Origin of the sequence: Sedimenticola selenatireducens DSM 17993 (assembly GCF_000428045.1) — a bacterium.
Taxonomy (GTDB): domain Bacteria; phylum Pseudomonadota; class Gammaproteobacteria; order Chromatiales; family Chromatiaceae; genus Sedimenticola; species Sedimenticola selenatireducens.
In genome coordinates this window covers 199,880-225,496 of the sequence record NZ_ATZE01000001.1, presented here as the reverse complement: position 1 = coordinate 225,496, position 25,617 = coordinate 199,880, and the positions used below count along the sequence as shown (strand labels likewise).

The following is a 25,617-nucleotide window of genomic DNA, read 5'->3' as shown; positions in this document are numbered from 1 at the left end:
CGCCCTGCGTCACTCGAAGGCCGCCGCCTCGCTTTGCAGGTAGGCTTGATGAGCATTACGGCCAGCCAGTGCATCGAAATCAGCAAGATCTTTCCAGGGCGACTGGTCCAACGAACCAATGGCATCCTGGAGATCGACGCCTTCGTCCACGGCCTGATCCATGTACTGCTTTAGCGTCGTCAGGTACTTGTAAGTGGGCTGCTTAAAATTGGCGAGTATCCCGGGATTTCCGTGCCCTGGCACAAACCGGAAATCACCAAATTCCCGCAGCCTCTCGTAGGCTTCGATCCAACCCGCCACTCGACTCTGGGATAACACCGCAAGCAAACGACCGCCATAGAGCACATCACCTGCGAACACCACCCGGTCCGATTCCACCACCGCGATTAAGCTACCCGCGGTGTGAGCCTGGCCTACGGGAATCAGGCGCAGCCCCACCCCGCCCAGGTCCAGGAACGTCTCCTGCTCCAGAATTCGGTCGGGTGCTTCAGGCGGAGCGACACTGCCCGACGGTAGACCCAGGAGTTCCGCGACTGTGGCGGCGAACTGCGGACCCTCCGACGTGATACGGGGAACCGCTTCAGCCGCTGCGATCACCTCGGCCCCGGCACGCCGGTACGCCGAGTTGCCCATGATACGATGGGGTTGGGAGTTGGTATTGATCACATACTTGATGGGGCGGTCCGTGATGGCGCGAATCCGGGTGAGCATGGCCTCGGCCATTGCCTCCCCGTAACCCGAGTCGATCACCGCCACGGCCTTGTCACCGACCACGAATCCCAGATTCATGCGAAAGCCGCCGTTCTCCCGGGTGGGCGGACCGTAGGGCCCAATCCAGGCCCAGGTGCGATCCGAGACTTGTTGCGGGCTGGGCAAAGAATCCCCAGCCACAGACAAGGCTGGAAGCAACAGGGTCAGAAACAGCGCAATAAATCTTTGCATCAGGTTCTCCTTACAGCTGGTTGGAATGAGATGACAGGCTGCGCCAGGTCCCGATCAAAGCATCGGCGGCCAGGCGGATTTCATCATCCGTTGTGGGTTCGCCGATACTGAGGCGCACCGCGCCGCCGGCACGATCGGTCTCTACACCCATGGCGCCCAGTACGCCGCTGACCGCATCTACCTCTTCGTGGCAGGCGGAACCCACGGACGCGGCGACCGAGGGCGTGCGATCGAGCAATGCACGGCCGCTCACTCCCGGAAAAGAGAGATTCAGTGTGTTGGGGAGGCGCTGCTCGGGGTGGCCGTTCAGGATCAGACCGGGGATAACGGCGGCGAGACGCTGGTGCAGGGCATCACGCTGTTTGTGCAGGCGTTCGGTGACCTCGGGCAGCTTTCGTTGCGCCATCTCCGCTGCCATACCGAGACCGACGATGTGGGGCAGATTCTCCGTTCCCGGGCGCAGGCCGTGCTCGTGTCCCGCCCCGAACAGGATGGGCTCGATCGGCGTGCCTTCTCTTACATACAGCGCTCCGATCCCTTTGGGTGCGTAGAACTTGTGACCGGCAAGGATCAGCAAGTCTACGCCAAGCGCATCGACATCGACTGGGACCTTGCCGACCGATTGCGCGGCGTCGGTATGAAACAGCGCTCCGTGGCGTTTGGCCAAAGCCGCCAACTCCGCGATCGGCTGCAGTGTACCCACCTCGTTGTTGGCGTGCATCACCGAGACCAGCACCGTGTCTGCGCGCAAGGCTGACACCAGGTCCGCGGGTACGACCCGCCCGGTTGCATCCACCGGCAACACCCTGACCTCCCAACCCTCCTCGCGCAAGTGCGTCATGGGCGCGCTAACCGCCGGGTGCTCCACCGCGCTGGTGATCAAGTGCCGGCCCCGCCCTTTCATGGCGCGAGCCACCCCCAGAATGGCCAGGTTGTTCGCTTCAGTAGCGCAGCCGGTGAAGACGATCTCCTCGGGCTTGGCGCCGATCAGTGTAGCGACTTGGGCCCGCGCCCGTTCCACTGCATCATGGGCTCGCTGACCGAAGAGGTGATTGGACGAAGGATTGCCGAAGTGCTCGCGCAGATAAGGCTCGATGGCGTTCGCCACTTCGGTAGCCACCGGGGTGGTGGCGTTGAAGTCCAGGTAAATCGGCAGGGTCATCGCAGGGCCTGCGTCAGATCGTCGATCAGGTCCTGAGAATCCTCCAGTCCCACGGAGAGGCGAACCATGCCATCGCTAATGCCCCGCCGTGACCGCTCCTCCGGGGTAAGTCCGTGATGGGTGGTCGTGACCGGCTGGGTGGCCAGGCTCTCGACGCCACCCAGGCTGGCGGCAATAGCAAACAGTTTGAAACGATCCACCGCCGCTGCAGCGGCTTCGCCGCCGCCATCAATCTCGATGGTGAGCATGCCACCGAAGCCCGCCATTTGCTGTTTGGCCAGCGCATGCCCTGGGAAAGATTCCAGACCCGGGTAGAGGACCCGCGCAACCCTGGGGTGGGCCTCCATGGCCCGGGCGATCGCCAGCGCCGAAGCATTCTGGTGATGCACCCGCACCACCAGGGTGCGCAGACTGCGCGCCAGCAGCGCGGCCGTCTCCGGAGCCGGGGTCTGTCCAAGGTTCTTGCGCCAGGGCCACACGGCATCCAGCAGTTCCTTCGATCCCATCAGCGCGCCCGCCGTGATATCGCTGTGGCCGCCCAGGTACTTGGTGGCGCTGTGCACCACCAGGTCCGCGCCCAGCGCCAGCGGCTGCTGGTTGACCGGGGAGGCGAAGGTGTTGTCCACCGCCAGCAGAGCGCCGTGAGCGTGCGCCTGCTCTGCGATGGCGGCGATGTCGAACAGCTCCAGGGTCGGGTTGCTTGGCGTTTCGAAGAACACCAGCCGGGCGCCGCCGGCGAGCAGAGCGTCCAGGCGATCCAACTCGTTCCCCAGCATTAGATGAGTGGGAATACCGAGCTGCGGGAGCTGCTGTCCAATGAGCTCCAGGGTGCCGCCGTAGGCGTCGCCGATACAGACGATCCCCTCGCGGCCATGTGTGAGGAACAGAGCTGACTCCGCGGCCATGCCGGAAGCAAATACCAGTGCCGCCTCGGCACCTTCCAGACTGGCAAGCTTGGCCTCCAGCGCCTTAATAGACGGGTTCAGCCCGTAACGGGTGTAGAGGCTTCCCTCAGTGCGTCCTTCCACCACGTCCAGGATGGCGGCGGTCGAGGGGAAGGCGAATGTGGTCGTGTTGTATATCGGCGTGTGCGGACTGCCATGGGCGTCCGCCAGTTCACCGGCGTGGATGCAGCGGGTCGCAAGTTTTTTCGGCATCGTCTCGTTCATTGCAGGTTTCCTGTTGCTGGTTGCTGAGGGGTGGTGGCGTTCGCTGCCGAATTGCGCAATTCGAGCACGGGCTGCAGCAGTGTCGGGTCGTCCCATTCGCGTCCGCCGATGGCGCGGTAGGCGATGCGCCCTTGGGGGTCGACGACGAAGGTGGTGGGCAATCCGAGCATCGGCCAGGCGCCGCTGACCGTTCCTTCGCGGTCGAACAGGATGGGGAACTCGACCGGGTAGCTGCCGGTGAACTGAAACACGGTATCGGGGTCCTCGCCGACATTGACCGCCAGCAGGGTTACCCCTTCTGTCTGAAGCCTCTCCCAGGCACGCTGCATGGAGGGCATCTCCTCGCGGCAGGGTGGACACCAGGTGGCCCAGAAGTTGACGATCACCGGCCGGCCGCGCAGCGCGGAGAGCCGGTGGACCTCACCGTCCAGGTCCTGCAGCGAAAAGTCGGGCGCCATGGGCCGACTTTCGACCGGGGTCAGCGTCTGTGGCAGCGGCGTTGCTCCGACGGCGAGTTGCGGCAGCAGCGCAGTGATCAGTAGCAGGGTTCGCAGCATATTATTCTCCTCTCAGGGTTGATCGGGTGCGCAGCGCATCGACTCCAGGCGTACGTGCCCAGGCGTGCCGCCCCGCTTCCATGTCAGTTCGAGATCGAAACGGTCTCCCGGCGGCGGGCCGAAAGTCACCATGCCCATGTTCCAGTCACCGGGCTGGAAAGTCTGCCGGGTCGGGAACAACGACCAGCGAAAAGCGGTGCGCGCCGGTCCGGAAAGCTGGCGGCGCTCCCACTCCTGTTGCCAATCCGCTTCCAGCCGCGGTGGATGCGGACTCCCCTGCGCGGGTATCACCCGCCATCCCGAGAGATCGAGATCGATCGGTGCACCGGAACCTGCACGGTTGCGGATGATTGCCTGAAAGACGCAGGCCATGGCCACCGGCTCGGCATCGGCCGACGCAAAACCACGGCCCTGAAAATAGGCGCGGGACTGATCCGGAAGTCGCTGGGTGAAGGTGAACGACGCTGTGTCGCCCTGCCACTGCCAGGTCTCCAGTCCCGTCGCCGGATCGCGGCTATGCTCGACATCGGCTGCCGCGGCGCCGCCGCTGAAGAGAAGCGCCTGGAGCACGATCATTGCTATCCAGTATTCGTGTGTCATAAGGCCCACCCAAGGTTCGGATCCGGTTCTACTCTACCCATCGCTCCACTCCTCCATCCACTGCTCCTGGGTCTCCTCCAGCAGCCGGGCAAGCTTGGCGACCTCATCCGCGGAGAGACGGTCCCGCAGCTGTCCGGCGATATCCTCGGGAGAGAGGATCACTCCGTCCGAAGGGGTAATCAGTGCGCCATAAATTAACATCGCGGGCGGTGGGACCTCCGCGCCATCGTCGCAGAAACGGATCTCCAACTCGATACCCAGCTCTGCTTCAAGGTCTCGGCGTAGCGCATATACAGGGAGCAGCGCCCGCCCGGCGGCTGCTTGGACATAATGGTGATGCCGGACATGATGCTTACTCCTCCTCAAAACGCGTAACGCAGTGTCGCGTAGACGTTGTCGTTGTCGCCGAGGGAACCGAACTGGCCGTTGCGGTCGCCCACGAACAGGTTCGCCCCCAGTTCACCCCACAGGTTATCGCTGAAGGCATAACGCACAGATGGGATGATGTAACCATCGCCCTCGCTGACACCCCAGAAGGCGAAAAGGCTGAGACGCAGCGTCTGATGCAGGTGAAACTGGGTGAAACGCAGGGTCGCCACCGTACGCAGCTCATCACGTTCCGGCACTCCCGCCGGCAGGGTGCGGCGGTAGGCGTCATGGTCGTGCATCCACTCGGCATAAGCTTGAAACCCAAGCGTCGTCTCCTCGGCAACCTGGCGGCTGTAGCCGATAAGCAGCCGCGTTTGACTGTTCTCTACCGCCGGATCGGTGCCATCTCGATCTCTAACCGAGTCGTAATAACCTGCTTCGAAGTTGAGCACGCCGTTTCCCAGCGGTCCCGAGAGACTGGCACCATAGGCATTCAGGCGCGGGTATTCGCCGCGCCACTGCCCTGCTATCTGGCTCATTGCCGGAGCACGATAGTGGGTGCGGGAGAGATAGACGGCTCCGTCCCAACTGCCGAAATAGCGCGAGACGCGCAGACTGGCCTCCAGATCCGAGGGTTCGTCCAAGGCAGCGGAGATCTCCGGACCCGGCAGGACGAAGCGATCCCTGTCCGGCAGTCTGTCCTCGCGAAAGTCGGCCAGCAGAATCTGCACATCGGCGAACTCGGGATAGAGGTCAAGGCGCAGGGCGTCGCTGCCGAGTTTTAGATATTCCAGAGGCAGGCCACCGAAAAAAGAGACCCAGTCTTTGGGAAAAGTGTCATTGATGAACAGCAGGTCCGCCACACCCCAGGTGTTCACCTGGCGGCCGGCACGGAGCGTTAAATGTTCGGCATTGTAGTCGGCATAGAGTTCCCGGACATCCGAATCCGAGTCATCGAGGGCGGCGTCGTGCAGCAGATCAAGCTTGGCGGCATAGCCCAGCGAACCCCCCATTCCGCTCCCCTCCGCCTTGAGCTGCAGGCGCTGTTCGTTGAAGGGCCAGTCGCAGGCGGTCTGCACAGCGCAATCGACATTGCCCAGACGTGCCGCTGCGTGAGCCTGGAGGAAGCCGTGGATCTGCGGCATCCAACCGGAATCTCCTGCAGAAACAGTGGCACTCCAAACCAGCATAAAGAACAGGAAGAAAAAGGAGTCAAACCCCAATTTCTTGACCCCTTTCTCTGTGCTCATCGGACCCACTGCCCAGGCGGGCGGCGAAGGTAGCGCTCACTGAACAGATCTTCACCGAGCCCTACGTCATAGTTCACTTCATCGAATACCACCTCGGTGCGATGGCCGCTCTGAGCATCGTGCATGGTGCGGCGCGTTGCGGTCCAGTGACCGTCAACCTCGCGCACCTCGTCGGCCGAAAAAGTGCGCAGCAGTTCACCCCGCGCATCGTAGTACTCCTCTTTGAGCGGCAGGCCCCGCTCCCGATCGATCCAGGAGAGGCGGCGAACATACTCCACCTTGGCTTGCGGAGCGCTCTCGATCTTGAAGACCGGGCGACCGCCCAGCGTCTCCTCCCCCAACAGGTTATGGGTCTCGTCCTCCAGATCGCGGCCGGAGACGTCCTCGTAGGTAAAGTCGGAACCGACGAAGGATGAGCGCTTGTCGTCGGCTGCGATGCGCCTGACCAGCTTGATTGCCGGGATGAAGATCCAGCGGTCGTCTTCTCGGGCCGGGTATTTCCACACCATGAAGGCGGTGCCCTTCACATCCGAGGGTTCGTGGAAATAGATGTAGTAACGCTGCTCTCCCGACGTACCCAGGTCCTTGCGCAGCAGGGTCATCACGCGCTTGCGCTCCTTGCCCTGGGAGTTGATCAACCGCATGCTGACCCGCGTGCGCTGATCCTCTCCCGCGTAATAAAAAGTCTCGAGAGAGCGCGCGACGATTTTGTCCACGGATGGACTTATGCGGCTGGAGGGCAGGAGGCCCGGTACCGCTTCATTCGCGGTGGGGGCCGCGGCAAAAGATGGTGTCTGAACTGCAACACTGCAGGCGAAGCTAAGGATGATGAGTAAACTTGTGCATTTCATGACGACACCTCCTTTAGGTGGTCTTGGCTTGCCACAACCGACCGTGGGTAAGCTTCAACAGTCCTGGCAGCAGACCCAGGGCGGTAAGTGCGGAGAACAACATCAGCAACGCGAAGAACACACCCACTGTTTTGTAAGGGCCGAGGGGTGACAGCACCATGGGCGAGAAGCCCACGGCGATCACCAGCGCATTGCGCACGATGGCCCGCGCCGTCTCACCGAAGACCACGGCGTTGGTAGCGCTGAGATCCCCGCCCAGTCGCGCCAGGTTGCACCGGTAGCGCTGCACGAAGTGAATGGCAAAGTCGATGGAGAGTCCCAGGGTCAGGGCTGAGCAGACCGACATGGGCATGTCATACTCCTTGCCGGCGAAGGCAGCGAGGCCATAAGAGAGGGTGATGGCAAAAGTCAGGGGCAGCATGGAGAGAAAGCCCAAACTCAGAGAGCGGAACAGGAAGGCCATTAGTACGAACACGGCGACGAAGCCGCCCATCACCGCCTTCATCATCCCCACCACCATTTCGTCCTGCCATACCTTGTTGATGTAGGTGAGACCAGACCAGCGCACCTGCACACCCACGGGCGGCGGCGCTCTCTCCAGGTGCCGGTCGACCAGTTCCACCACCCGCGCCATCTCCAGGTTGTCCCCCGCCTGCATCTGCACCCAGATGTTGGCGCTGCGATAGTCATAGTCGACGAAATTGTCCAGGTCTCCTGCGTCACCGGCCGTCTCATACAGGAACAGGTACTGCGCCAGTTCATCGGCTTTTTCAGGAATACGCCTGTGCTGTGGATCAGCATCGTGAACTACGTAGCTAACCTGCTTGATCACATCCGCCAGCGAAGAGGTTTTGCCCACCTTGGGATCGGTCTCCAGGGTCCGTTGCAGCCCCTCCATGTAGGCCATGACCTCAGGTCGCTTCATGTCGCCGGCCGCCTTGCCTTCGATCAGCAGGTATGCCATGTAGGTGCCACCGAACTGTCGGTTCATGACCCGGTCGGCCACGCGCAGATCGTGGCTCTCCGGGAACCAGGCCACCGGGTTGTCATTGACCACGGTGCGCGACACCCCCCAGAAACCCAGGCCTAGGACCAGAGCGGCGAGCAGGGCCACCGGCACCGCGCGCCCGAACGCAAAACGCCCGAATTCCCGCAACACCTTGCCGAGCCGGCCGCCCTCGCTGTCCATGGAGCCGATAACCGCCTGCAACCGCTCCTCGCGGATCAGCACGATGGTGGCGGGGACCAGGGTAACGGTTAGTAAGAATGCGACCAGGATACCGAAGGCGACGAAGGCGCCGAACACTTGCACCGGCGGGATGTCGGCCAGCATCAGCGAGGCAAAACCGGCAGCCGAGGTCACCGATGTGTAGAGCATCGGAGTGTAGAGTTCCTCGATACTCTCGCGCAGGGCCGCCCGCCGGTCCTTGAGCCGCGGATAGCGGTCGTAGAAGTCGCTGAGAATGTGCACCGAGTCGAGCACAGCAATCGGCATCAGGAACACCGGGATCATGCTCGACATAATATGCACGGTGTAGCCCATGCCAATCAGCAGCCCCATACCCCAGGCCACGGTGAACATGGCCACCACCATCACCGGCACAACCAGGGTGAGTTTACGAAACGCGAACCAGAGCAGCAGAAACAGCATGCCCCCGCTGGCTGGCGACACTATGCCCATCTGGCGGAACATCTCGATGCCGAAGCTGTCTTCGGCGATGGGCAGACCTGCCATGTGGTATTGCTGTTGCGGGGTCAGCTCCTCGTCCAGGATGGCGCGCAGTTCGTCGCCAATACGCGCTGCCTGGTCTTTGCTCTCGATAGGAATGTAAACAGCAAGCGCTGTGCCGTCTGCGGAGGCCAGCTTGTCGGTGAACAGCGGGTTGTCGGCAATGGCCTTACGCAGCGAGTCGATCTCCGCCTGGTTCTGCGGAACCCGCTGCATCAGCGGGCGCACTTCGAGCAGTCCCCCCCTGGAGCGTACATCGTCGGTGGTGGTCAGACTGATGACATCCGCGGTGATCACGCCATGAATACCCAACAGGCGCTCAACCACTCGCGCAACCCGGGATAACCTGTCGGCTTGGAACATTCCGGCCTCGTCGGTGATGCCGAGTACGATCAAGTCGTGAATGCCGAAATCCTGTTTGGCCCGGTTGTAGAGCACCCGGTCCGCCTGATCGGCGGGCAGCATGTTCTCCGGATCGGTGTCGATGTGGATCTTCGGGAACTGAGTACCGAAGGCGATAGTGGCCAAAAGCACCAGAAGGATGGTGGACTTAGGAAAGTCCATGGCAAGCCAGATCAGTCGTTTCAACATTTCATATCCCTCTCAGTGGTAACACCCAGATCGAAAATGCACCCTTCACCATCCCCATTCGCCAGCTACCGTTTTGCCGCGTCTGCTCCTCCACAGGTAATAGCGCTCAAAGGCCTTCTTGGCCCACAGCCAGTGCCGGCCCTCGCTGAAGCGGGCAATGTTGCGCGGCGGACGGAAGGGATCCGCCTTGATCATTACTGCCCGGTCACCCATGTCCAGGATGCACTCAGCGTGCAACGGACGGGCAATCTTCTCGTTTCCCAGCACCCTGGCCGCGATGTTGTGGGCCGCCATCCTTGCCATCTGTTCCGTCATGTGACCGGTCTTGGGGAAGTTCACGGGAACAGGCGTCTGCTCGACCGGTGGCAATGCAACGGCCACCCCAACCGCGTAGATATCGGAAAACGTCTGGTGCCGATAGTTTTCTTCGACCGGCACAAATCCCTTGGGATTGGCCAGATTCGGTGCCTCGGCCAAGGGCTTCACGCCCGCCAGCGGCGGGATGAAGAGCGAGAATGCGGATTCGAAGTTCGTCCCGTCGGCGAGATCGACCGCAGACTCGGCGATCCTGGATACAGCCGCCGAGGTAAAGTAACGAATGTCCCGCTGTTCGAACTCCCCCTCGAGAAACTGCCGCGCCTTGCCGACGCCCCCCACGCCGAAATGCCCGAGAAAGGGTTCTGGCGTGACAAAAACGATGGGGACCTTGTGGCGCATTCGCCGGGAGCGCAACAGATGATCCACCTGAAAGACAAACTCGTAGGCCGGACCTATGCAACTTGCTCCCGGCGCACAACCCACAACGAGCGGACCAGGATCGCCAAGGAATGTCTGCAGCGCATCCCTCGCTTCTTCCGCTTCGGGCGGTGACATGAGCGAGTGTCCGGGACCGTCGAACGGTCCGAGACCGGGAACAGCTTCGTTGGCACTGCGGTGTCCGGTGGCGATGACTAAAACGTCATACGCATATTCCCCAGCGTCTGTGTACACGCGCCGGGATTCCGGATCTATGCGGGTGACGCCGCCATGCACGAATTCAATTTCCTTACGTGTAAAGGAGCCCGCAAGATCGAAGCTGATCTGATCGAGGCTTCGCGACCCAAGGGCAACCCATGGCAGCGAAGGGATAAACGTGAATCGGGGATCTTTCGAAATCACCCTGATCTCACATTGCCCAGGCGAAAGGCGTTTGCGCAGCTCATAGGCCGCGGTCATCCCACCGAAAGAAGCACCCATTATGAGGACCTTCATCTTTGATTTCTCCACCGGTATCTCTTTTGCAGACCTCTTCGTGCTGGCGGATCAGAAGACGAGAACCCGATCGGCAGCGACGGTTTGCTCCGCCAGTTCCTTCATGGTGCTGCGCCGAGCTCCCTCCACCAGTTCGTCGTCGGCCAGGCCGCGTGCATCCATGCAGGTGCCGCAACAGAGAACCTCACCCGTACGCGCGACCGACTTCACCATCAGCTCCAGGTTGTAATAGCCCTGTGGCACCTTCTGTCCGGCTTTGGCGCAGGCCACGGCATCCGCCATCAGAAATAGCGACACCTCCACTTTTTCGCCGGCCAGCGCCTTGGCCAAACGCAGGCCGTTGAAGCTGCGTTCGGTGCCGTAGGGGGGATCATTGAGAATCAGTAAGGTCTTCATGTCACATCACTCCTTTTTCAGTTGAACCTCTTCGACGGGCCAGCCATGGCCGAGCCAGGCTGTCATGCCGCCGCCCACCACGTGTACGTCAGAGAAACCGGCCCCCGCCAGGATGGCGGCGGCTTTGGCGGAACGTCGGTCGGTACGGCATACCAGCGCCACGGTCTGTTCCAACCAGGGCTCCAGCTCCTCCACGCGCGCCGGCAACTCTTCCAGTGGCAGGTTTTGGGCAGCGACCAAGTGCCCCTGCTCACCGACAAAATCGGAGGCGGTGCGCACATCCAGCACCAGCAGATTTTCTCCTGCGTCCAAACGCTGCTTGAGCTCGCTCACCTCGAGCATGGGGCGCTCGCGTAACTTGGCGATCAAACGCGGCAGGAAGGCGACGACCGCCAACAGCGCCAGCGCCAGCAACCCCTTTTGAATCACTCCTTCGCCACCGGCCACCGCCTCGCGTCCCGCATAACCCAGATAGGTATAGGCAAGCGCGCCGGGCAACATGAAAATCCAGGTAGCCAACAGGTATGGCAGAAAAGAGATGCGGGTCAGGCCCAGTGCATAATTGAGCAGATTGAAAGGGAACAGCGGCACCAAACGGACGAACGCCACGAAGCGCCAACCTTCCGCTGCCACTCCGTCGGTGAGTCGTTTCAGCTTCGGTCCGGCGCGCCGTTGCACCCACTCTGCCCCCAGGTAGCGGGCAGCGAGGAAAGCCAGTGCAGCACCCAGGGTGGCACCGGTCAGGTTCCACAAGGTGCCCCAGACTGGTCCAAACAAGGCGCCTCCCGCCAGAGTCAGTGCCGATCCCGGCAGGAAGAACAGGGCGCCGATGGCGTAGATCAATATAAACAGAAGCGGCGCAGCCGCACCGGCCTGCTGGATCCACTGCTGCAAGGCGGCGACATCCAAACGATCCTGATAGAGCACCGTCAGTGCAACACCCATCGCCAACAGGGCGACCAACAGCCAACGCAGCGATCTACTTTTCATCGCCGCTCCACTCACGCCGGTTGATGGCATACCCGCTGATCTTGCCGATAAAGGGCAGCGCCAGCATACCCGGCAACTGGTCCACCTGTTTCGGATCCCGGAACTTGTGGATGCCGATGGTCATGCCCTCGTGACCGCCTCTCGGTTGATCGCGGTAGGTGCCGAACAGCCTGTCCCACCAGGGGAGGCTGAAGCCGAAGTTGCTGTTGGCCTCGTCGTCCTCCACTGAGTGGTGCACCCGGTGCATGTCAGGGGTGACCACGAACCAACGCAGCATCCGGTCCAGCCCTTCGGGAAGTCGCACGTTGGCATGGTTAAACATGGCGGTGGCATTTAGCAGTACTTCGAAAATCACCACCGCGACCACCGGTGGACCCAGCACCATGATGGTGGCGAACTTGATCAACATGGAGAGGATGATCTCGAAGGTATGGAAGCGCGCGCCGGTGGTCACGTCGTAATCGAGATCGGCATGGTGTACCCGATGCAGGCGCCAAAGAATGGGTATGGCGTGAACCATCACATGCTGCAGGTAGATAACGAAATCCATCGTTACAACCGCAATGACAACGGATGGCACAAAGGGTATCTCGTAAAGATTGAGCAGCCCCCAGCCCCGCTGCTGGGCAAGGACGGCGACGCCCACCGCGGCCGCCGGAAACAGCACACGCAGCACCAGACTGTTGAGAAAGACCAGGCCCAGGTTGTTAACCCAGCGAACCGCCTTGGAAACGGTCAGTGTGCGGCGGGGTGAGCGCACCTCCCAGGCCGCCATCACGACAAAAATGCCGAAGAAGAAACCCAGACGGATGGGCAGCTCATTCCCAAGAATCCAATCATTCCAGTTCATGCTTCCCTTCCCTCAAACGGTTATGCTGCTATAATTTCTTCGAGCATTTACTATTCAATTGATCTCTTGAATTATTGAAGACCTCTAAGGGCAATATGTCAACTACTAATTTCAAACATGATCTTTTCAACCAATTTGCCCGTGTCGCCAAGGCGATGGGCAACGGTTATCGATTGGAACTGCTGGAGTTTTTGGCTCAGGGAGAACGCAGCGTAGATGCTTTGGCGCAGGTTTCAGGCTTGACCGTGGCCAATACCTCGCAACACCTGCAGCAGTTGCGTCAAGCCGGTTTGGTCACTACCCGGAAGGAGAGTCAGAAGGTCTATTACCAGCTGAGTGGTATGGACGTTTCGGCACTGCTTGGCTCTTTACGGGAAGTGGCAGAGCGTCATCTGGCGGATGTGGACCGCCTGGTGGATGATTATCTCAGAGTCAAAGACAGCCTGGAGCCGGTGCCGGCGGACCAGTTGTTGGAACGTGCGCGTGATGGCCTGGTGACCGTGCTGGATGTACGTCCACAAGAAGAGTACAGGTCGGGACACCTGCCCGGCGCGATCAACATTCCGCTCAAGGAGTTAGAAAGGCGTCTTAAGGAGTTGGATCCCAGCTTAGAGGTCGTAGCCTATTGCCGGGGACCGCATTGTGTCCTGGCGTTCGATGCCGTGGCGAAATTGCGGAAGAAGGGGCTAAACGCGAGGCGTCTCAGTGACGGTTTTCCGGAATGGCAGCAGGCTGGGTACCCGACCGAACGCTGAATGGTGTTGGATTGCACGTGAGAGTGACCCACGTTTGAAGACGCTTGTATCGAAAAGTTAGCCCAAGTCTGAACTACTACATCTGAACCGAATAATATCTTCCACTTCGGGAGGGCATCCAAGAGTGCGTGGTTTCAATATTCAACTCAAACACTGGGTCACATTTCGCCGCAAATCAACGCCCTACTCAAGTAGCGCCTTCAGCAATGCATCCGGCGTATCTGAATAGAACTGGATATTGATCCGCGTTGCCATGTCGTCCGAAAGCTCGAACAGCTGTTTACGGGCGGACACCGGCATCAACACCGTATCGGCACCTTTCTCTACAGCGACTTCAACGATACCGACCGCATTTACCAGAGGTTCCACCGATCCACCAAGGTTTAGGGCGCCGACGACAATCAGACCACCCTTCGTACTTTTTTCGAGCAAGCTGCTACAAAGGGCCATCAGAACGGGCAAGCCGAGAGAGGTTCCACCGCGGTCGTTATCCATAGCACGAAGTTGCAAGGAAAAATCATGGGAGCGTGGGTCTCGATCGCCTACCAATTGCTTTGCCCTTGTGTACAGATTCTGCTCGGCGTACCGGACGCTTTCGCGGAACGCCGGTGGAACCGGAGCATTCAGAATTTTGACGCCACTGCCCTTCCCTGCCGTCACTTCGAGTCGATACAGACTGGGGCCGGTTTCCGCTCCACCAGGACTGATTCCCCACACCTGTCCGGGTGGCAGCGGATCCAACTCAATGGCTTCGTCGCTGTGGAGCTCTGGCGTTGATACGAATTTCTCCACACCGTCCTCACCCATCGCATAGCTGAAGTGCGTATTCCGGAATTCACTCTTGAACACGCGCTTCTGTTGTTCTTTCACTCGGCGACGGACTTCAAGGGCGACACGAACCATCTCTTCCAGTTCTTCGTCCGGCACCGCCATCTCCGGATCGGGATACAGCAGCTTCAACAGGCCACTTACGGTCTTGTTGACCGCCGTGATATCACGGCCGCTGAGTGCGCCGCCAAAATTCACTCGCCCCTGCAGCACCGAAATACGGCTACCCGTGCGCAACCTGCTCCAACACTCGGACAGGAAGTCGCTCACCAATCCAAAATGGTCGGTAAAGTGCTCGTTTGGGTTGAGCTTGGGGAAGTCCCAACCGGGCACGTAGGCGTGGATCCGGTCCATAAAGGCGGTATCGTCTCTCATCTCTGGTGGGAGAGGACTCAGGAGGTGACTTACACGCTGCTGATGCTCGACCTCGACATCGAGATTGCCGACCATGACGATCCCACCCTCGGCACGGATGCTTTCCTTGCCGCGGGAGAACTCGCCGGATTCCATGTAACCCTTGAGGATGTTGACGCCGTCCTTTTGATCGAACGAGACGCCGGAGATTTCGTCGAAGCAAACGACATCGTATTGACACACCAAACCACGCTGACCATTCGCATTGTTGACGAACATCTTGGCAACGGTCGCTTTGCCGCCGGAGATCAGGTGTGCATACGGAGATATCTGCTGGTAAAGGTGGCTCTTCCCCGTTCCGCGTGGACCCAGCTCGACCATGTTGTAGTTGCGCTCCACGAACGGCACCATCCTGACGAGCGCGACCTGTTGTGCACGCTCCGACAATGCGGCCGGCTCCAGACCGACGCTACGCAGCAGAACACGTTTCCACTCCTCCGTAGTGAAATCGTGACGGCCGCGCTTGAGCGTATCCAGTACATCGGCTTTGGAAAGCTGAATGGCGCGCAGACTGTCTATGGCAAAGGGTCGCCCGCTTTTCTCCTGAGCAATCGCGGCGTCATAGCTCAATGTCACTTCTGCATAGAAACCATCTGTCAGCATACGCTCGTGTTGCTTGACCAGGCTATCTTCTATTCGTACATCCTTAATCGCCAGACTCGGTAACTCAGCGACGAAAGAGTCGGTTTTGGCGTCAAGCTTGGCACGGACGATATCGATCAGCTTGATCGAACCCTTGTCACGAGACCGCGCTTTGAACAACTCCTCTTCGCCCGTACGGACCGTCCGATCGGAGAGCTGACGCTCGACGATGGTCAGCCCTTCTTCAATCTCCTGATCGTCCGTGCTCGCGCAGTAGCGTCCCAGGAGGAACTCCACCACGTATGTCGGAACCGGATACTGACGGCTATATTTCCGCACCAGGTCCTTGCGGACAAGGTAACCTTCAAACGCCGTCGCCGCCAGACGGTCAAGTGGATCGAGTTCTACTTTCAATCGTCACCCCCGATGATCGTGGGTTGTTTCATAATCACATGGCCGCTGGCATCCAATACCACTAGAACCGCCGGCGTACCCTCCAATTCGTCATCTGCCACCAGCAAACTGGCTGCCCCATCGGCGTCAACCGGCCGTGTTTTAGTCACGGAAGATTCCGGGTCATTCACCTTCAACCGCAGATCCACAGACAATCCAGGCTGTGCTCCTTCAATCCGCACACGACAACGCAGCCCTGCCCAGAAGAGATCTGCAATCTTTACAGCTGCCTTGGCTTTTGTCTCACCCGCGGTCACCCGGATGACAGGGACCAGACTCTCTTGCAGACTCAGTCCACCGTGTGCGTATTCATTGCCGGCGCCGAAACAGGAAATCCCAGGGGCCACTGCAACCTGTTGGTGAGCATTCCAGTGCCATCGCACGGTGGGCACATCCACCTTGGATGCCCCTTTGATCGCTGCGCAACGGGCCCAGCGACTTGCTGTCAGATACTTGGGCAAATCAACCTTCGGCAACCCGCCAGGCAGCCAGAGCCAGCCGTGGTCTGTTACCACACGAATCTCACGCCAGCCGGCATCGAGCAATGTCTCGATACGTTCCAGAATCAGATCAATCTGCTCTTCCACACTGCCGGCGAGTTTTCCCTGCAGGGAGTGACCCAATTTGTCGAGCTCGCCGTTTTCCGTCCAGCCACGCCCCGAGGGATCACCCGTTTCGTCGGCACTCAGGTATTGGTATCCCGCCGACTTCAGCAGTTTTCGAAACCTGTCCGTGGTTAACGGCTGGTTCGTATCAGCCATAACAGGGAGAAAATCCTCTCCGAGTGACAAACCTTTGATGCCATCTGAAACGGGCGAAACCGCCGGCTTGGCCGTTGCGGTTACGGTAGGCAGTCCTGCCCACCGGGTTGACATAGTAACTGACCAATCTTTCGATCGCATGTGTTCGACGAGGCGCTGAGATACATCGAATCGAAGTCCATCAGCAAATAGAATCAGACCGCCTGATTCAACGATGACGTCCTCCAGCCCCTGGCCAATGTGTCCAGGCAGCGGTTCTTTCTCAGCCAACTGCTGAAGATGTTCTGCTGCTGACTCAAGCCACGGCCGATAAACAGCGTTCAATGCCTTCCCCACTGCTTGCGCATCGGCAGTAGACTTGATCGAAGCCATCGCAGACAACGCTGCAGTATCGACTTCCCATGCAGCATCGACATATAGTTTTGCCATTTCAGCAGTCGAGGCACCGCCCAGCTTGGAGCTCGCGTGTTCGGAAATAGCTGCCAGATGGCCCAGGGCTACCGCGAGTGGTGCCTGCCCTAACTTCGCCCAGACCCACTCCCGTCTTAGACCATGTAACTTCTCGAGCTCAAGGATCCGTTTACGCCCATCAGCGGGCGTCGCCTTCTCAAGCCCAAACAGCGCTTTCCGCAGCGTTGTCTCTTCACTCTCATTGTTCTGAGGCCAGGAAGAAGGCTCGATGAACAGATCGCCCGGCATTGCCTGACGCAACAGCTCCGGTATGCCGGGATAGAGCACAGGCGACTCGGAAAATCGCTCCCATACTATGGCCCAATGACCTTCCCGCTTGCCGAGTAGCTCCGCACCGACCAACTCGCCGTCCTTGTCCGGATCAAACTTGAAGTCCGCCTTACAGCGGGACTTAAAAGCGGCCCAACGTCCTCCGTTCCACCCCGTCTTTGCCGTCTCCGGATCGCTCAACCAGAGCAACAGATCCTTTGCCGGATCGTCGGAAAAGAGCTTGTCGAAATCCTCGGCCTCGAGATGTTTTCCCCGCAGCCTATCAACCGACGTCGTGGCCAGTTCTGCCAATGCGCCGAGCATGGCACGACGAGTGGTCGCATCACGCGCCACGTCCAACCCAAGGCCTCCTTCCTCCGCCACCAGGAAGGCTTCGACAGTCCAGTCCTTGCCGTTCTTCTGCGTCCAGCAAACGCCACGATATTGGAGCTCCACCAGCGGCTTGAGGCGATCTGGGCACTCCTCGATTGCCCGTAGTACCTGCCGGCTCACTGCCGGCAGGTACACGATCGGCGTCGTCCCGTCAGGTATTTCAACTTCCGGTAACGCCCTGTCTACAACACTACGCAGCCAGATGGCCGGCCCTATTCGCTGCTCGGGCTGGTATTCACCGAAAGTCAACAGCTGGGGCAGCAAGCGGCGGAGTTGGGGAATGATCGGCTGCCACTGTGAATCATGATCAGTCCACAAGATGGCATACGGGTGTACAACATCGTTTGGATTGAACCTGGCAGCACGCTCGAGTGACAGCACCAGAGCCTCGACTACCGTTAATTTTTTTTCGGCTTCTCGAATGTCCAACACTGGTTCGGCCTCAAGAAACAGCCGCGGCATAGATTTTCAACAGCAGCTCCGATTCGTCGATCAGGCGATATTCTGGAATCTTGCCTGAAAGCTGTTCGCTTCGAGATAGGATGATCGGTACTCCTTCTCCCCGTTTGTCCATAATGTGTGTGCGATGGCTCTTGAAGTCGTCTCGTTCGACGGGGCAACGCGCCAGCAGACTGGTAATGGCTTCGTTTCGAGCGGCTTGCCGATAGGGCAGGCTTTCTGGGGTCATGGTGTTGGGCAGGAGTCCCGGCGTGTACAACTCCAAGCGATCATCGAATAACCGAAGGCGCACTTTGCTCCCCGCCATCGAATAGTCGCGATGCGCTACCGCATTGGTGACCGCTTCGAAGACGGAAAGCATGTCAAACTGCGGAATATCCTCGCGTCCACCCTCCGAGCTCTTCTTGGCTGCTACCCGCATGTTCTTTCGAATGAAATCGCAAGCCTCGAAGATCTGGCGATCCAGAGAACCGGTGATATTTCGGGCATCACGTTGGTACGCCGATTCCATTTGCGGTGAAATCGCCGTACCTTGATATGCGACGGCTTGAATGAATGCACTGGACAGAAATTGTTCGGGTTCCCGACAAGCCAGAAGCACGCCGGCCACTGTGGGCCGCCACACGCCGGCATCATCTTGCGAAGCCATGGCAAGTTTGGATAGCAGCTGCTCCGATGCGTCGGTTGACCGCGGCGTAGCAAATCGTCGCCACAGTGCTTCGTCCAGATCCGCCAGCGTTGCTCGCGGGACCGGCGTCTCATCGAAACGAATCAATCGTGCCTGACTACGCTGCTGGAACAATCTAGCCAGTTGATCGGGCGGTATCGGCCGCTTCGACGATCCAACACGGTGAAAATATCCGCCCGGGCTTTGGTGCACAAATAGGCTGGGTGGGACCTCGACACGAATCACCGGTTGTTCGACGCCAGCGCTGTCGGACAGGCTAAGGCGTTCAATCACGGGCGCAGCAGGTGGCTTGATCGAATCCTCGCAGGCCTGGCGTACCAGCGCCTCAACGGCATCGAGCCGATCGACGGGGATTCCCAGCACCTCGCGAGTCTTGTCATGGACGCCCAGGAGCAGCACACCACCGCGGGTATTGCCAAAGGCGGCCAATTCATCGGCAAGGTCATTCTGCTCCGGCCCACGTATCTTGCCGCCGGCGAAACGAACCTCCTTCAACTCCAGGAAATTGTCTTCGCCCAAACGAATCTTCTCCAGCAACTCGCTGCGTGTCGCAAACATGTCAGACCTCCCGACCCAAGCGCGCCCAGCGCCGCGAGAATGCCTCGCGACCGCCCTCCATGACGCGGCAGACCTCTTCACGTACCGCCTTCTCCTGCAAGGCCCCTTGCTCGATGACGCGGCATTGACCACCACGGAAATCAAAGGCGTGCACCATCTCTGCGTCACCGTTCACCACAACGTTGGGGTTATGCGTCACGATGATCAGTTGCCGACGACGCTTGTTCTCGCGGATCTGGCGGACGATAAGTTCATAGATCAGATGGTTGTCCAGATCGTCCTCGGGTTGATCGAGGATCAGCGGCTCGTCACCGAACGCGAGCAGAAATGCCAGCAACGCCGCCGAGCGCTGGCCCTGCGAGCCTTGCGTAATGGCAGACCAGTCTCGGCCATCTCCTGAGCGGCTGTACTCAATGCGCAGATCATCATCGGGGAACCAGCAACGAATGTGGTCGGCGAATTCCGGCTTATCCAATTTACGCTGTAGGTAATTTCTAAAGTGACCACCAGCCACATCCAGCTCGATCAGTCGGCGCTTGACGTCTTCCACAACATCAGCACGTTCAACGGCACTAGCCAAATCAAGTGCGAGCCCTCCTGCGGGCTCGCCAGCATCAAACCGCAAGATATCGCTTTCAAACCGGTCGTCCTGCACATCCAGAAGATCGCGCAAATTGCGCTCAATACTGCGCGCATCAAATCCGAAGCCAATCACGTCCATACGTACGAACGCATTGGCCTCCAACGTCGTCGATACAAACTCCGAGCGCCTTGTGGTGATGGAGATACGCGCATCAAGCACTCGGACCCACTGGATCGCGTTCTCGGCCTCCAACTGCTCCCGGTCCTGCTGAATCCGGTCGAGCAGCTTCAACTGTCCCTCCAGCTGCTGGCGCTCTTGCACCAGGCGACCAAAGGCTTGCGGATCCATAACGCCCTGCTCGGCAAGGGCGGCTTGCAATGCCTGATACTCCGCCTGCGCTTTGCCCGCGCGTTGCCGCCAATCTGCCAAGCGTCGATCCTCGTTGAGCGCCTGCACCTTAGCAGTCAGCGCTTGCGCAGCCATTGCAAGCGCCTCACGGGCCTCTCGCAATGCCCCTTCTGCTTCGGCCCGCCACGCAAGCGCGTCCGCATCCTGTTCCGCATTGAAGGTGCCATCAGGCCAGTCGTCGAGCAGTAGATCCTGTGCCAGGGACTCAATGCGATCAGGTGTGGCCTGCAACTGTTCGATGGTGGTATTTACTTCACGCTGCTGTTTGAGTCCCTGCTGATGGGCCTTCAACACCTCGGCATGATGGGACTGTGAAAGCGCTTCAATCTTGCGATTGAGATCGGCCAGCTTTCGTTCCAGCTCGGATCTACCGTCCAGTCTTCCGTCCAACTCACGCAACCGCGCTCGCTGCGAGAAATAGGACCGTTTCACCTCTTCAAAGTTACGATGGAGATCACCAACCTCGGCAGCCTCATCGATAACATCGAGTAGGGCCTGGCGACTCTCTCCCGCCATTGCCGCAATCTGCCCTTGAGAGAAGATGCGAACTGGAAAACGCTCGCCGGAGACGGTTTGGCTGGATGATGCACGCCAAACACCGTCTTCGCCTTGTTCCTCAACGACAATACCTGCACCGTTTTGACGCCAACGAAGCTGGTTCAGAACCCCATCGCGCATCAACTGGAGGCGGATTTCAGTGCTCTCGCGAAGCGCGCCATTGCCGTCATGCCCTTTCACTGTCTCTGAAAAGCTGCTGAATCGGCGATAGGGTTCCGATTTATCGCCTAAGCGCCGAAGCTCTTCATCTCGCCGGTATGCGAGCCTGAAAGCGTGGACGACAGTAGATTTGCCCGTTCCACGCCCTCCAATCAGCGCATTGTAGTAGGGGCTGAATGCAATGTGCTCAGCCGTGCCGTTACCCATGAAGCGGGCGGACTCGACTTCAATGCTGGTGATGAAGTTCGCCGGCGTCTGAAACGGCTCAAACGCCCCTTCCTCGCTCCGACGGACCGAGATGCCATTGCCATCCAGCAGTGCGAGGCGCAGCCCTTCAAGGGTGGGGATCGCCATCTTGATCCAGGTAAAGCGAGACCCGGGTACAGCATTGCCTTGAAAACTGTGGCAATCACTGCCAAGGATTCGTGCGAGTCGCTCAGTCTGCTTTTCTACACATGCCGGCGTGGGCACTGTGTTATCCAGCCACTCCACCGCCAACAGATGTTCCATATCCATAACTTGGCGAACCGTGTTGGCGTCAAGAGCACACTCCCGCGTCCCGGCATTGACTCGAAGCAACCCCTTGCCGCCATCATCAGCATGGGCCGGGATTGGGATGCCGCCGGCATCCAGTACGGCTTGCACGACTTGAATGGCGCTGGCGCGCGTCACCCCGTCGCTATCGCCCTTTGTGCCTTGGTAGTCAACCTTGCCCAGCAAGGAATCGATGTCGCTGGTCGTCGCCGATGGATCGAAGATGGCGAGCAGGTGAAATCCGCCATTGACGGAGATTTCCACCCCCGGGAACAGCGTCATCTCGCAAAAGCCGCCGGGCGGTGTTCCGTTCTCGGCCTGCTGTTTCATCTGATCGTAAGCAACTTTGAGACCATCGATCCAGGCGCCACTGTTATGGTCGGTCACCGCGACGCAGTCGACGCCGGCTGCCATATATTTTAGCAACCAGTCTTCCGGTGAAAGCGCGAGGTTCTGCTTCGCCCAAGGCGTATCGGTGGACGCGGGCGTATGGGTATGGAAATCAAACTTCCACCAGCGGGAGCCTGGCCAGAGCCAGTCTGGTTGCACACTGTTTGTCATGATGACTTACCCTCCACCCGCTCGCGGGCTATTTGCTTTTCCGCATTCGACAGATGCACGTCGTTAACCCGTTCGCCGGTGAACTTCCCGTCCTTCCAGAACCAGGGGAACTGAGCCTGATCGCGCAAAGGTTCTTTGCCGCGGTCTTTCTTCCAGTGGATGTTCGGCTTCGTCCGCAGGATGCCGGCACCTTTCTTTCCGCCGGGGATGTCCTGGGCCATGAAGGGGCGAATGTTCAGGCGCACGCCGTCGTTGATGTCCGGCTCCCAGCCGATAGGCTGTTCTTCAATTGGCTTCCAGCGGACAAAGATGTCAAACGGCGGTTCGCCTTCGAGTATGGCGACGAGGCGCTTCTGCAACTCCAGCGCGGCGGCCAGACGATCCTCAGCGCCATCTTCAGCGCGCTTCACACCATCCTGCTGCCGGGTTATCCAGTCGCCAAGGTAACTATAGGTGAGGGACTCCAGCAGGCGCCGGCCCTTGCCGTCGCCTTCGGCGAGCTTGTGCGAACCCCGTCCCTGGGATTCGCCCTTCGGGCCAGCCTGCGGCTGTTCAAAATCGCTCCCGGCGATTTTGTGATAGTTGACAAGGGCATGGAAGCCGTCACGCTTGCGACCGTCCCAGATGTGCCAGATGAAGGGGCGGTGGTGGAACAGCTTGCAGTGCTGTTCGAAGAATCCGTCACGCAGCCAGTCATCGAGATTTGAACTGCCTGTATCGGCCAGCAGCTTCGCAAGTATGCCGTCATTCCATCCCCCCTCTCCTTCCGGGAGAGGGGCCGGGGGTGAGGGTGCATAGGCGGCCTGCAGCATCTGCAACACTTGCTCGTGCGCAGGGCGCTCGCCGCGAACGGCAGGAATACAAACAATCCCATCGCTATCCGCCAGCTTTTCCAGACCATCCAGCCCGAGTGCCGGGCAATCGGGAAAACTTGACCCGGTCTGACGCGGCCACTGATAACCGAGCAAGCGCGCCACGGCCACATGCAAAGGCTGATCTGCCCCGGCCGGATGGCCGTTGAACAGCCATTGCGTCGGGTTACTGGAGAACGGCTTCGGCAATCCGTGTCTATATTTCTCCGCTGCGACCTCTTGCCAGTGCACAAGGTCAAAGGAAACTGCCTTAATCGAGGAATTGGTTAGCTTTAATGCACCATCCACAGACCTCAAATCTGTGGCAAACTCAGGGTCGGAAAAATATGCAAACAGCGCGGGATTGCGTGCTGCATCAGTGGGGAGAAACACAGCAACGTTTGTGTCGAACTTTTCTCCACAATACGGCGTAACCGGAAAGCTGCCCATCAGCGAAATCGCTATTCCGCGCTTTCCCCAAGCCTGGTTTCCTTGCAGGTCTCTTTTCCGATCCTTAGATTGGCTTGCCGAGAGCGCCCGCATCCTCCCACTTCCCCCCTCAAATAGGATGAGATTACTGCGACCACCATACACAGCTGATCCTTCGACAGCGGTTAGGTGGAACTCCCAATTTGCCGGACAGCGATCCAACTCCCAAAAACACCGCAGAAAACTCGGGTCATCGTTCGAGGTAATGCCTTTGAAAGTCCGCCCCATCGAGGCCAACGAATCCTCACCATCGGAATCTAAAAAGGAAATTCGATTATCTCGTGTCCCTCCCGCCGAACCTCTCAGTTGAAGCCCGGACCAACTCCCCTCGAGCAGTTTTGTTTTCTTTGAGTCGGGAGTCTTCTCGGTTGTCGTGTCGAGACCCCACGCACGAGTTCCTGCTTGCAGCGGAGCAAATACGCCAAGAAGGACGTTTACGACTTCGCCTGTTATTGATTGGAAAGCCCGCGGGCCGAGCCTCGCGATGCAGCTGATTCCTCCTGCTTCGATTAGGGCGTCACGAAACTTCAAGTATCTCGGCTGTGACAGCCAATTCTGTGGCAACACAACGGCAAGACAAGCGTTCTGCGAGCGGATTGAAAACCATCTTCTAACGAACGCCGTTGCGAGGTCGGCTTTTGCATCATTGAAATTTACCTCAATGAACTCTTTTAGCTCCGGCCCTTGGTTCTCCGCCTTCAGGTAAGGCACATTGGTGGCGACGAGTGTGAACTGGCTCGCGAGTATTTCAGCCGCCTTAGCCAGACCGCTCGCGGTAACCGCCATCTCAAACGCAGGGTCGTCATTCGTCTCTTTCGCAAGTACGCTTTCCAGTAGCGGCTGGAGTTTATGGTACGCAGCCACAAAAAGATCATCTTCACCAACACGTGGATTTATGAGGCTACCCAATACTGGCGCGTTCTTGAACAAACGGTACAGACGTTCCATGTCGTGCTTAAGATTCTGGTCGTTACCCGCAATCCCGACCCAATCGGTTTCACGTGTATTGGGAGCGATGCCTGAGCAGGCCAGGTTCATTGCAGGCAACCCACAGTGGCCCACTCGCCGCCACGCCACCAGTGCCACGTTAAACGCGGCTATCTGCGTACAGCGCGGGTCAAGCTCCAGCCCGTAAATGTTGTCGCGAATGACCGCTGATACCGCTTCCTGCTCATCTAGGCTTTCCTCATTCATCCGAAGCGCGACAAGCCGCTCGAACATCGCCACCAGGAAGTGTCCACTGCCCATGCATGGGTCGAGTACCTTGAGAGCACTCGCAGCTTTGGGCCAGCAGTCAAACTTGCCGGCAACGGGCACCCACTTGTCACCCTGGTCTTTGATGAAGCGGAGATATTCCCACGGGCAGCGGGGCAGCGACACTGCTCGGCGAAGTTCGTCCTCGCTCTGTGCGGTATCGGCCAATTTTGGATTCGCGGCGAGAACCCTACCCGCGTGCCATGCGCCAAGCGTGTTATCGAGCAGAAAGTCCACCATGTAGTCCTCGGTGAACAGCTGCGTAACCGCGGGCAGTTCGTCCGCACCAATTTTGTTTCCGGCGGCGTTGACGTCGCCCTTCTTTCGCGTCTGCCAGAATTGATAAACCCAGCCAAGTGCATCCGTCGCCAGAAACATCTCTGCCGACAGCCCCTCGACCAGCTTTTCTAGCTTCAGCCGGTGTTCGCGGGCAAACTGAACCACGAACACGGGGTGATCCGGCCGAAACACCTGCGGCAACATGCGGTGCGCAAAGCGAGCCGCCAGTGCCCATTTGTCTATACCCGCTTCCTTCGCCAACTCCTCGCACTCATCCAGCGTGATGGCGACATCCATCTCGGGCTCGATCAGCAGGTGGTTCTCTGCAAGAAACCGGGCAAACAGCATGCCGTGCCAGTGCTCGTAGGCGCACTCGTGAACAAGGTGGTCAATACCGTGACCACCCGAGCGAGCATCCGGCCGGTCGCCGAGCTGGCGTGCATGGGCGCGGAGCCGTCGGCGCAGGGTGCGTTGCGCCCCATCCATGTGGCCATAGGGTTCATGGTGCTGTACGGCAAGCGCTTCGAGCGCCACCTTCGCCCCGGCCTCGGCGATATCGCGGGCCGCAACGACCGTTCGCTCGAGTTGTCGGCGGAACTCTGTTGATAGCGTCTTCATCCCTG

Annotated in this window: 19 protein-coding genes; 1 reads left to right on the top strand and 18 read right to left on the bottom strand. The window is 59.3% G+C overall.

Annotation, left to right across the window (positions count from 1 at the left end):
- Positions 1-9: 9 nt before the first annotated feature.
- From A3GO_RS0101100 to A3GO_RS0101040, 13 genes are read right to left on the bottom strand one after another with little or no spacing between them, the layout of a single operon-like run.
- Positions 10-942: an MBL fold metallo-hydrolase gene (locus tag A3GO_RS0101100; protein ID WP_037374376.1), complete on the bottom strand. Its 933-nt coding sequence runs from the start codon at positions 940-942 to the stop codon at positions 10-12.
- A gap of 10 nt (positions 943-952) precedes the next feature.
- A complete protein-coding gene (locus tag A3GO_RS0101095) occupies positions 953-2,104 on the bottom strand; it encodes a cysteine desulfurase family protein (RefSeq protein WP_029131828.1) in 1,152 nt (383 codons plus the stop codon).
- Positions 2,101-3,273, bottom strand: a complete 1,173-nt coding sequence (locus A3GO_RS0101090; RefSeq protein ID WP_029131827.1) for a trans-sulfuration enzyme family protein — start codon at positions 3,271-3,273, stop codon at positions 2,101-2,103. Before A3GO_RS0101090 ends, A3GO_RS0101095 begins: the two co-directional genes overlap by 4 nt.
- Positions 3,270-3,830, bottom strand: a complete 561-nt coding sequence (locus A3GO_RS0101085; protein WP_029131826.1) for a peroxiredoxin family protein — start codon at positions 3,828-3,830, stop codon at positions 3,270-3,272. The genes A3GO_RS0101090 and A3GO_RS0101085 overlap by 4 nt, the downstream gene beginning before the upstream one ends.
- Before the next feature lie 12 nt (positions 3,831-3,842).
- Positions 3,843-4,430, bottom strand: a complete 588-nt coding sequence (locus tag A3GO_RS0101080; protein ID WP_157606658.1) for a hypothetical protein — start codon at positions 4,428-4,430, stop codon at positions 3,843-3,845.
- A gap of 33 nt (positions 4,431-4,463) precedes the next feature.
- Positions 4,464-4,796: a hypothetical protein gene (locus A3GO_RS25945; protein WP_157606657.1), complete on the bottom strand. Its 333-nt coding sequence runs from the start codon at positions 4,794-4,796 to the stop codon at positions 4,464-4,466.
- Entirely contained in the window at positions 4,793-6,049 is a 1,257-nt protein-coding gene (locus tag A3GO_RS21995; RefSeq protein ID WP_051301705.1) for a hypothetical protein, read from the bottom strand. The genes A3GO_RS25945 and A3GO_RS21995 overlap by 4 nt, the downstream gene beginning before the upstream one ends.
- A complete protein-coding gene (locus A3GO_RS21990; protein ID WP_051301704.1) occupies positions 6,046-6,900 on the bottom strand; it encodes an outer membrane lipoprotein-sorting protein in 855 nt (284 codons plus the stop codon). The genes A3GO_RS21995 and A3GO_RS21990 overlap by 4 nt, the downstream gene beginning before the upstream one ends.
- Positions 6,901-6,913: 13 nt before the next feature.
- A complete protein-coding gene (locus tag A3GO_RS0101060) occupies positions 6,914-9,220 on the bottom strand; it encodes an efflux RND transporter permease subunit (protein ID WP_029131823.1) in 2,307 nt (768 codons plus the stop codon).
- A gap of 45 nt (positions 9,221-9,265) precedes the next feature.
- The gene (locus A3GO_RS21985) at positions 9,266-10,471 is read right to left on the bottom strand and encodes an NAD(P)/FAD-dependent oxidoreductase (protein WP_037374372.1); all 1,206 of its coding nucleotides are present in this window, start codon (positions 10,469-10,471) and stop codon (positions 9,266-9,268) included.
- Positions 10,472-10,522: 51 nt separating this feature from the next.
- Positions 10,523-10,867 (bottom strand): DsrE/DsrF/TusD sulfur relay family protein, encoded by a 345-nt coding sequence (locus tag A3GO_RS0101050; RefSeq protein WP_029131822.1) that lies wholly within the window; start codon positions 10,865-10,867, stop codon positions 10,523-10,525.
- A gap of 6 nt (positions 10,868-10,873) precedes the next feature.
- On the bottom strand, positions 10,874-11,857 hold the full coding sequence (locus A3GO_RS0101045; RefSeq protein ID WP_029131821.1) for a VTT domain-containing protein: 984 nt from the start codon (positions 11,855-11,857) through the stop codon (positions 10,874-10,876).
- Positions 11,847-12,707 (bottom strand): sterol desaturase family protein, encoded by an 861-nt coding sequence (locus A3GO_RS0101040; protein WP_029131820.1) that lies wholly within the window; start codon positions 12,705-12,707, stop codon positions 11,847-11,849. Before A3GO_RS0101040 ends, A3GO_RS0101045 begins: the two co-directional genes overlap by 11 nt.
- A gap of 95 nt (positions 12,708-12,802) precedes the next feature.
- On the opposite strand from A3GO_RS0101040, the gene A3GO_RS0101035 reads away from it, so the two are divergent.
- The gene (locus tag A3GO_RS0101035; protein WP_029131819.1) at positions 12,803-13,462 is read left to right on the top strand and encodes an ArsR/SmtB family transcription factor; all 660 of its coding nucleotides are present in this window, start codon (positions 12,803-12,805) and stop codon (positions 13,460-13,462) included.
- A gap of 183 nt (positions 13,463-13,645) precedes the next feature.
- Here A3GO_RS0101035 and brxL read toward each other — a convergent pair whose 3' ends face one another.
- From brxL to A3GO_RS0101010, 5 genes are read right to left on the bottom strand one after another with little or no spacing between them, the layout of a single operon-like run.
- Positions 13,646-15,700 (bottom strand): protease Lon-related BREX system protein BrxL, encoded by a 2,055-nt coding sequence (gene brxL, locus A3GO_RS0101030; protein ID WP_029131818.1) that lies wholly within the window; start codon positions 15,698-15,700, stop codon positions 13,646-13,648.
- Positions 15,697-18,075, bottom strand: coding sequence for a BREX-1 system phosphatase PglZ type B (gene pglZ, locus A3GO_RS0101025; protein ID WP_157606656.1), 2,379 nt, complete (start codon positions 18,073-18,075; stop codon positions 15,697-15,699). Before pglZ ends, brxL begins: the two co-directional genes overlap by 4 nt.
- The gene (locus tag A3GO_RS0101020) at positions 18,056-19,318 is read right to left on the bottom strand and encodes an ATP-binding protein (RefSeq protein ID WP_029131816.1); all 1,263 of its coding nucleotides are present in this window, start codon (positions 19,316-19,318) and stop codon (positions 18,056-18,058) included. The genes pglZ and A3GO_RS0101020 overlap by 20 nt, the downstream gene beginning before the upstream one ends.
- 1 nt (position 19,319) lies before the next feature.
- Positions 19,320-22,121: a TrlF family AAA-like ATPase gene (locus A3GO_RS0101015; RefSeq protein WP_029131815.1), complete on the bottom strand. Its 2,802-nt coding sequence runs from the start codon at positions 22,119-22,121 to the stop codon at positions 19,320-19,322.
- Positions 22,118-25,612 (bottom strand): Eco57I restriction-modification methylase domain-containing protein, encoded by a 3,495-nt coding sequence (locus A3GO_RS0101010; RefSeq protein ID WP_029131814.1) that lies wholly within the window; start codon positions 25,610-25,612, stop codon positions 22,118-22,120. Before A3GO_RS0101010 ends, A3GO_RS0101015 begins: the two co-directional genes overlap by 4 nt.
- Between the last annotated feature and the right edge of the window lie 5 nt (positions 25,613-25,617).

What these genes read in the sequence shown, in the direction of transcription:
- A3GO_RS0101100 (WP_037374376.1), bottom strand. Translation starts at nt 942, where the DNA reads ATGCAAAGATTTATTGCGCTGTTTCTGACCCTGTTGCTTCCAGCCTTG.
- A3GO_RS0101095 (WP_029131828.1), bottom strand. Translation starts at nt 2,104, where the DNA reads ATGACCCTGCCGATTTACCTGGACTTCAACGCCACCACCCCGGTGGCT.
- A3GO_RS0101090 (WP_029131827.1), bottom strand. Translation starts at nt 3,273, where the DNA reads ATGAACGAGACGATGCCGAAAAAACTTGCGACCCGCTGCATCCACGCC.
- A3GO_RS0101085 (WP_029131826.1), bottom strand. Translation starts at nt 3,830, where the DNA reads ATGCTGCGAACCCTGCTACTGATCACTGCGCTGCTGCCGCAACTCGCC.
- A3GO_RS0101080 (WP_157606658.1), bottom strand. Translation starts at nt 4,430, where the DNA reads ATGACACACGAATACTGGATAGCAATGATCGTGCTCCAGGCGCTTCTC.
- A3GO_RS21995 (WP_051301705.1), bottom strand. Translation starts at nt 6,049, where the DNA reads ATGAGCACAGAGAAAGGGGTCAAGAAATTGGGGTTTGACTCCTTTTTC.
- A3GO_RS21990 (WP_051301704.1), bottom strand. Translation starts at nt 6,900, where the DNA reads ATGAAATGCACAAGTTTACTCATCATCCTTAGCTTCGCCTGCAGTGTT.
- A3GO_RS0101060 (WP_029131823.1), bottom strand. Translation starts at nt 9,220, where the DNA reads ATGTTGAAACGACTGATCTGGCTTGCCATGGACTTTCCTAAGTCCACC.
- A3GO_RS21985 (WP_037374372.1), bottom strand. Translation starts at nt 10,471, where the DNA reads ATGAAGGTCCTCATAATGGGTGCTTCTTTCGGTGGGATGACCGCGGCC.
- A3GO_RS0101050 (WP_029131822.1), bottom strand. Translation starts at nt 10,867, where the DNA reads ATGAAGACCTTACTGATTCTCAATGATCCCCCCTACGGCACCGAACGC.
- A3GO_RS0101045 (WP_029131821.1), bottom strand. Translation starts at nt 11,857, where the DNA reads ATGAAAAGTAGATCGCTGCGTTGGCTGTTGGTCGCCCTGTTGGCGATG.
- A3GO_RS0101040 (WP_029131820.1), bottom strand. Translation starts at nt 12,707, where the DNA reads ATGAACTGGAATGATTGGATTCTTGGGAATGAGCTGCCCATCCGTCTG.
- A3GO_RS0101035 (WP_029131819.1), top strand. Translation starts at nt 12,803, where the DNA reads ATGTCAACTACTAATTTCAAACATGATCTTTTCAACCAATTTGCCCGT.
- pglZ (WP_157606656.1), bottom strand. Translation starts at nt 18,075, where the DNA reads ATGCCGCGGCTGTTTCTTGAGGCCGAACCAGTGTTGGACATTCGAGAA.
- A3GO_RS0101020 (WP_029131816.1), bottom strand. Translation starts at nt 19,318, where the DNA reads ATGTTTGCGACACGCAGCGAGTTGCTGGAGAAGATTCGTTTGGGCGAA.
- A3GO_RS0101015 (WP_029131815.1), bottom strand. Translation starts at nt 22,121, where the DNA reads ATGACAAACAGTGTGCAACCAGACTGGCTCTGGCCAGGCTCCCGCTGG.
- A3GO_RS0101010 (WP_029131814.1), bottom strand. Translation starts at nt 25,612, where the DNA reads ATGAAGACGCTATCAACAGAGTTCCGCCGACAACTCGAGCGAACGGTC.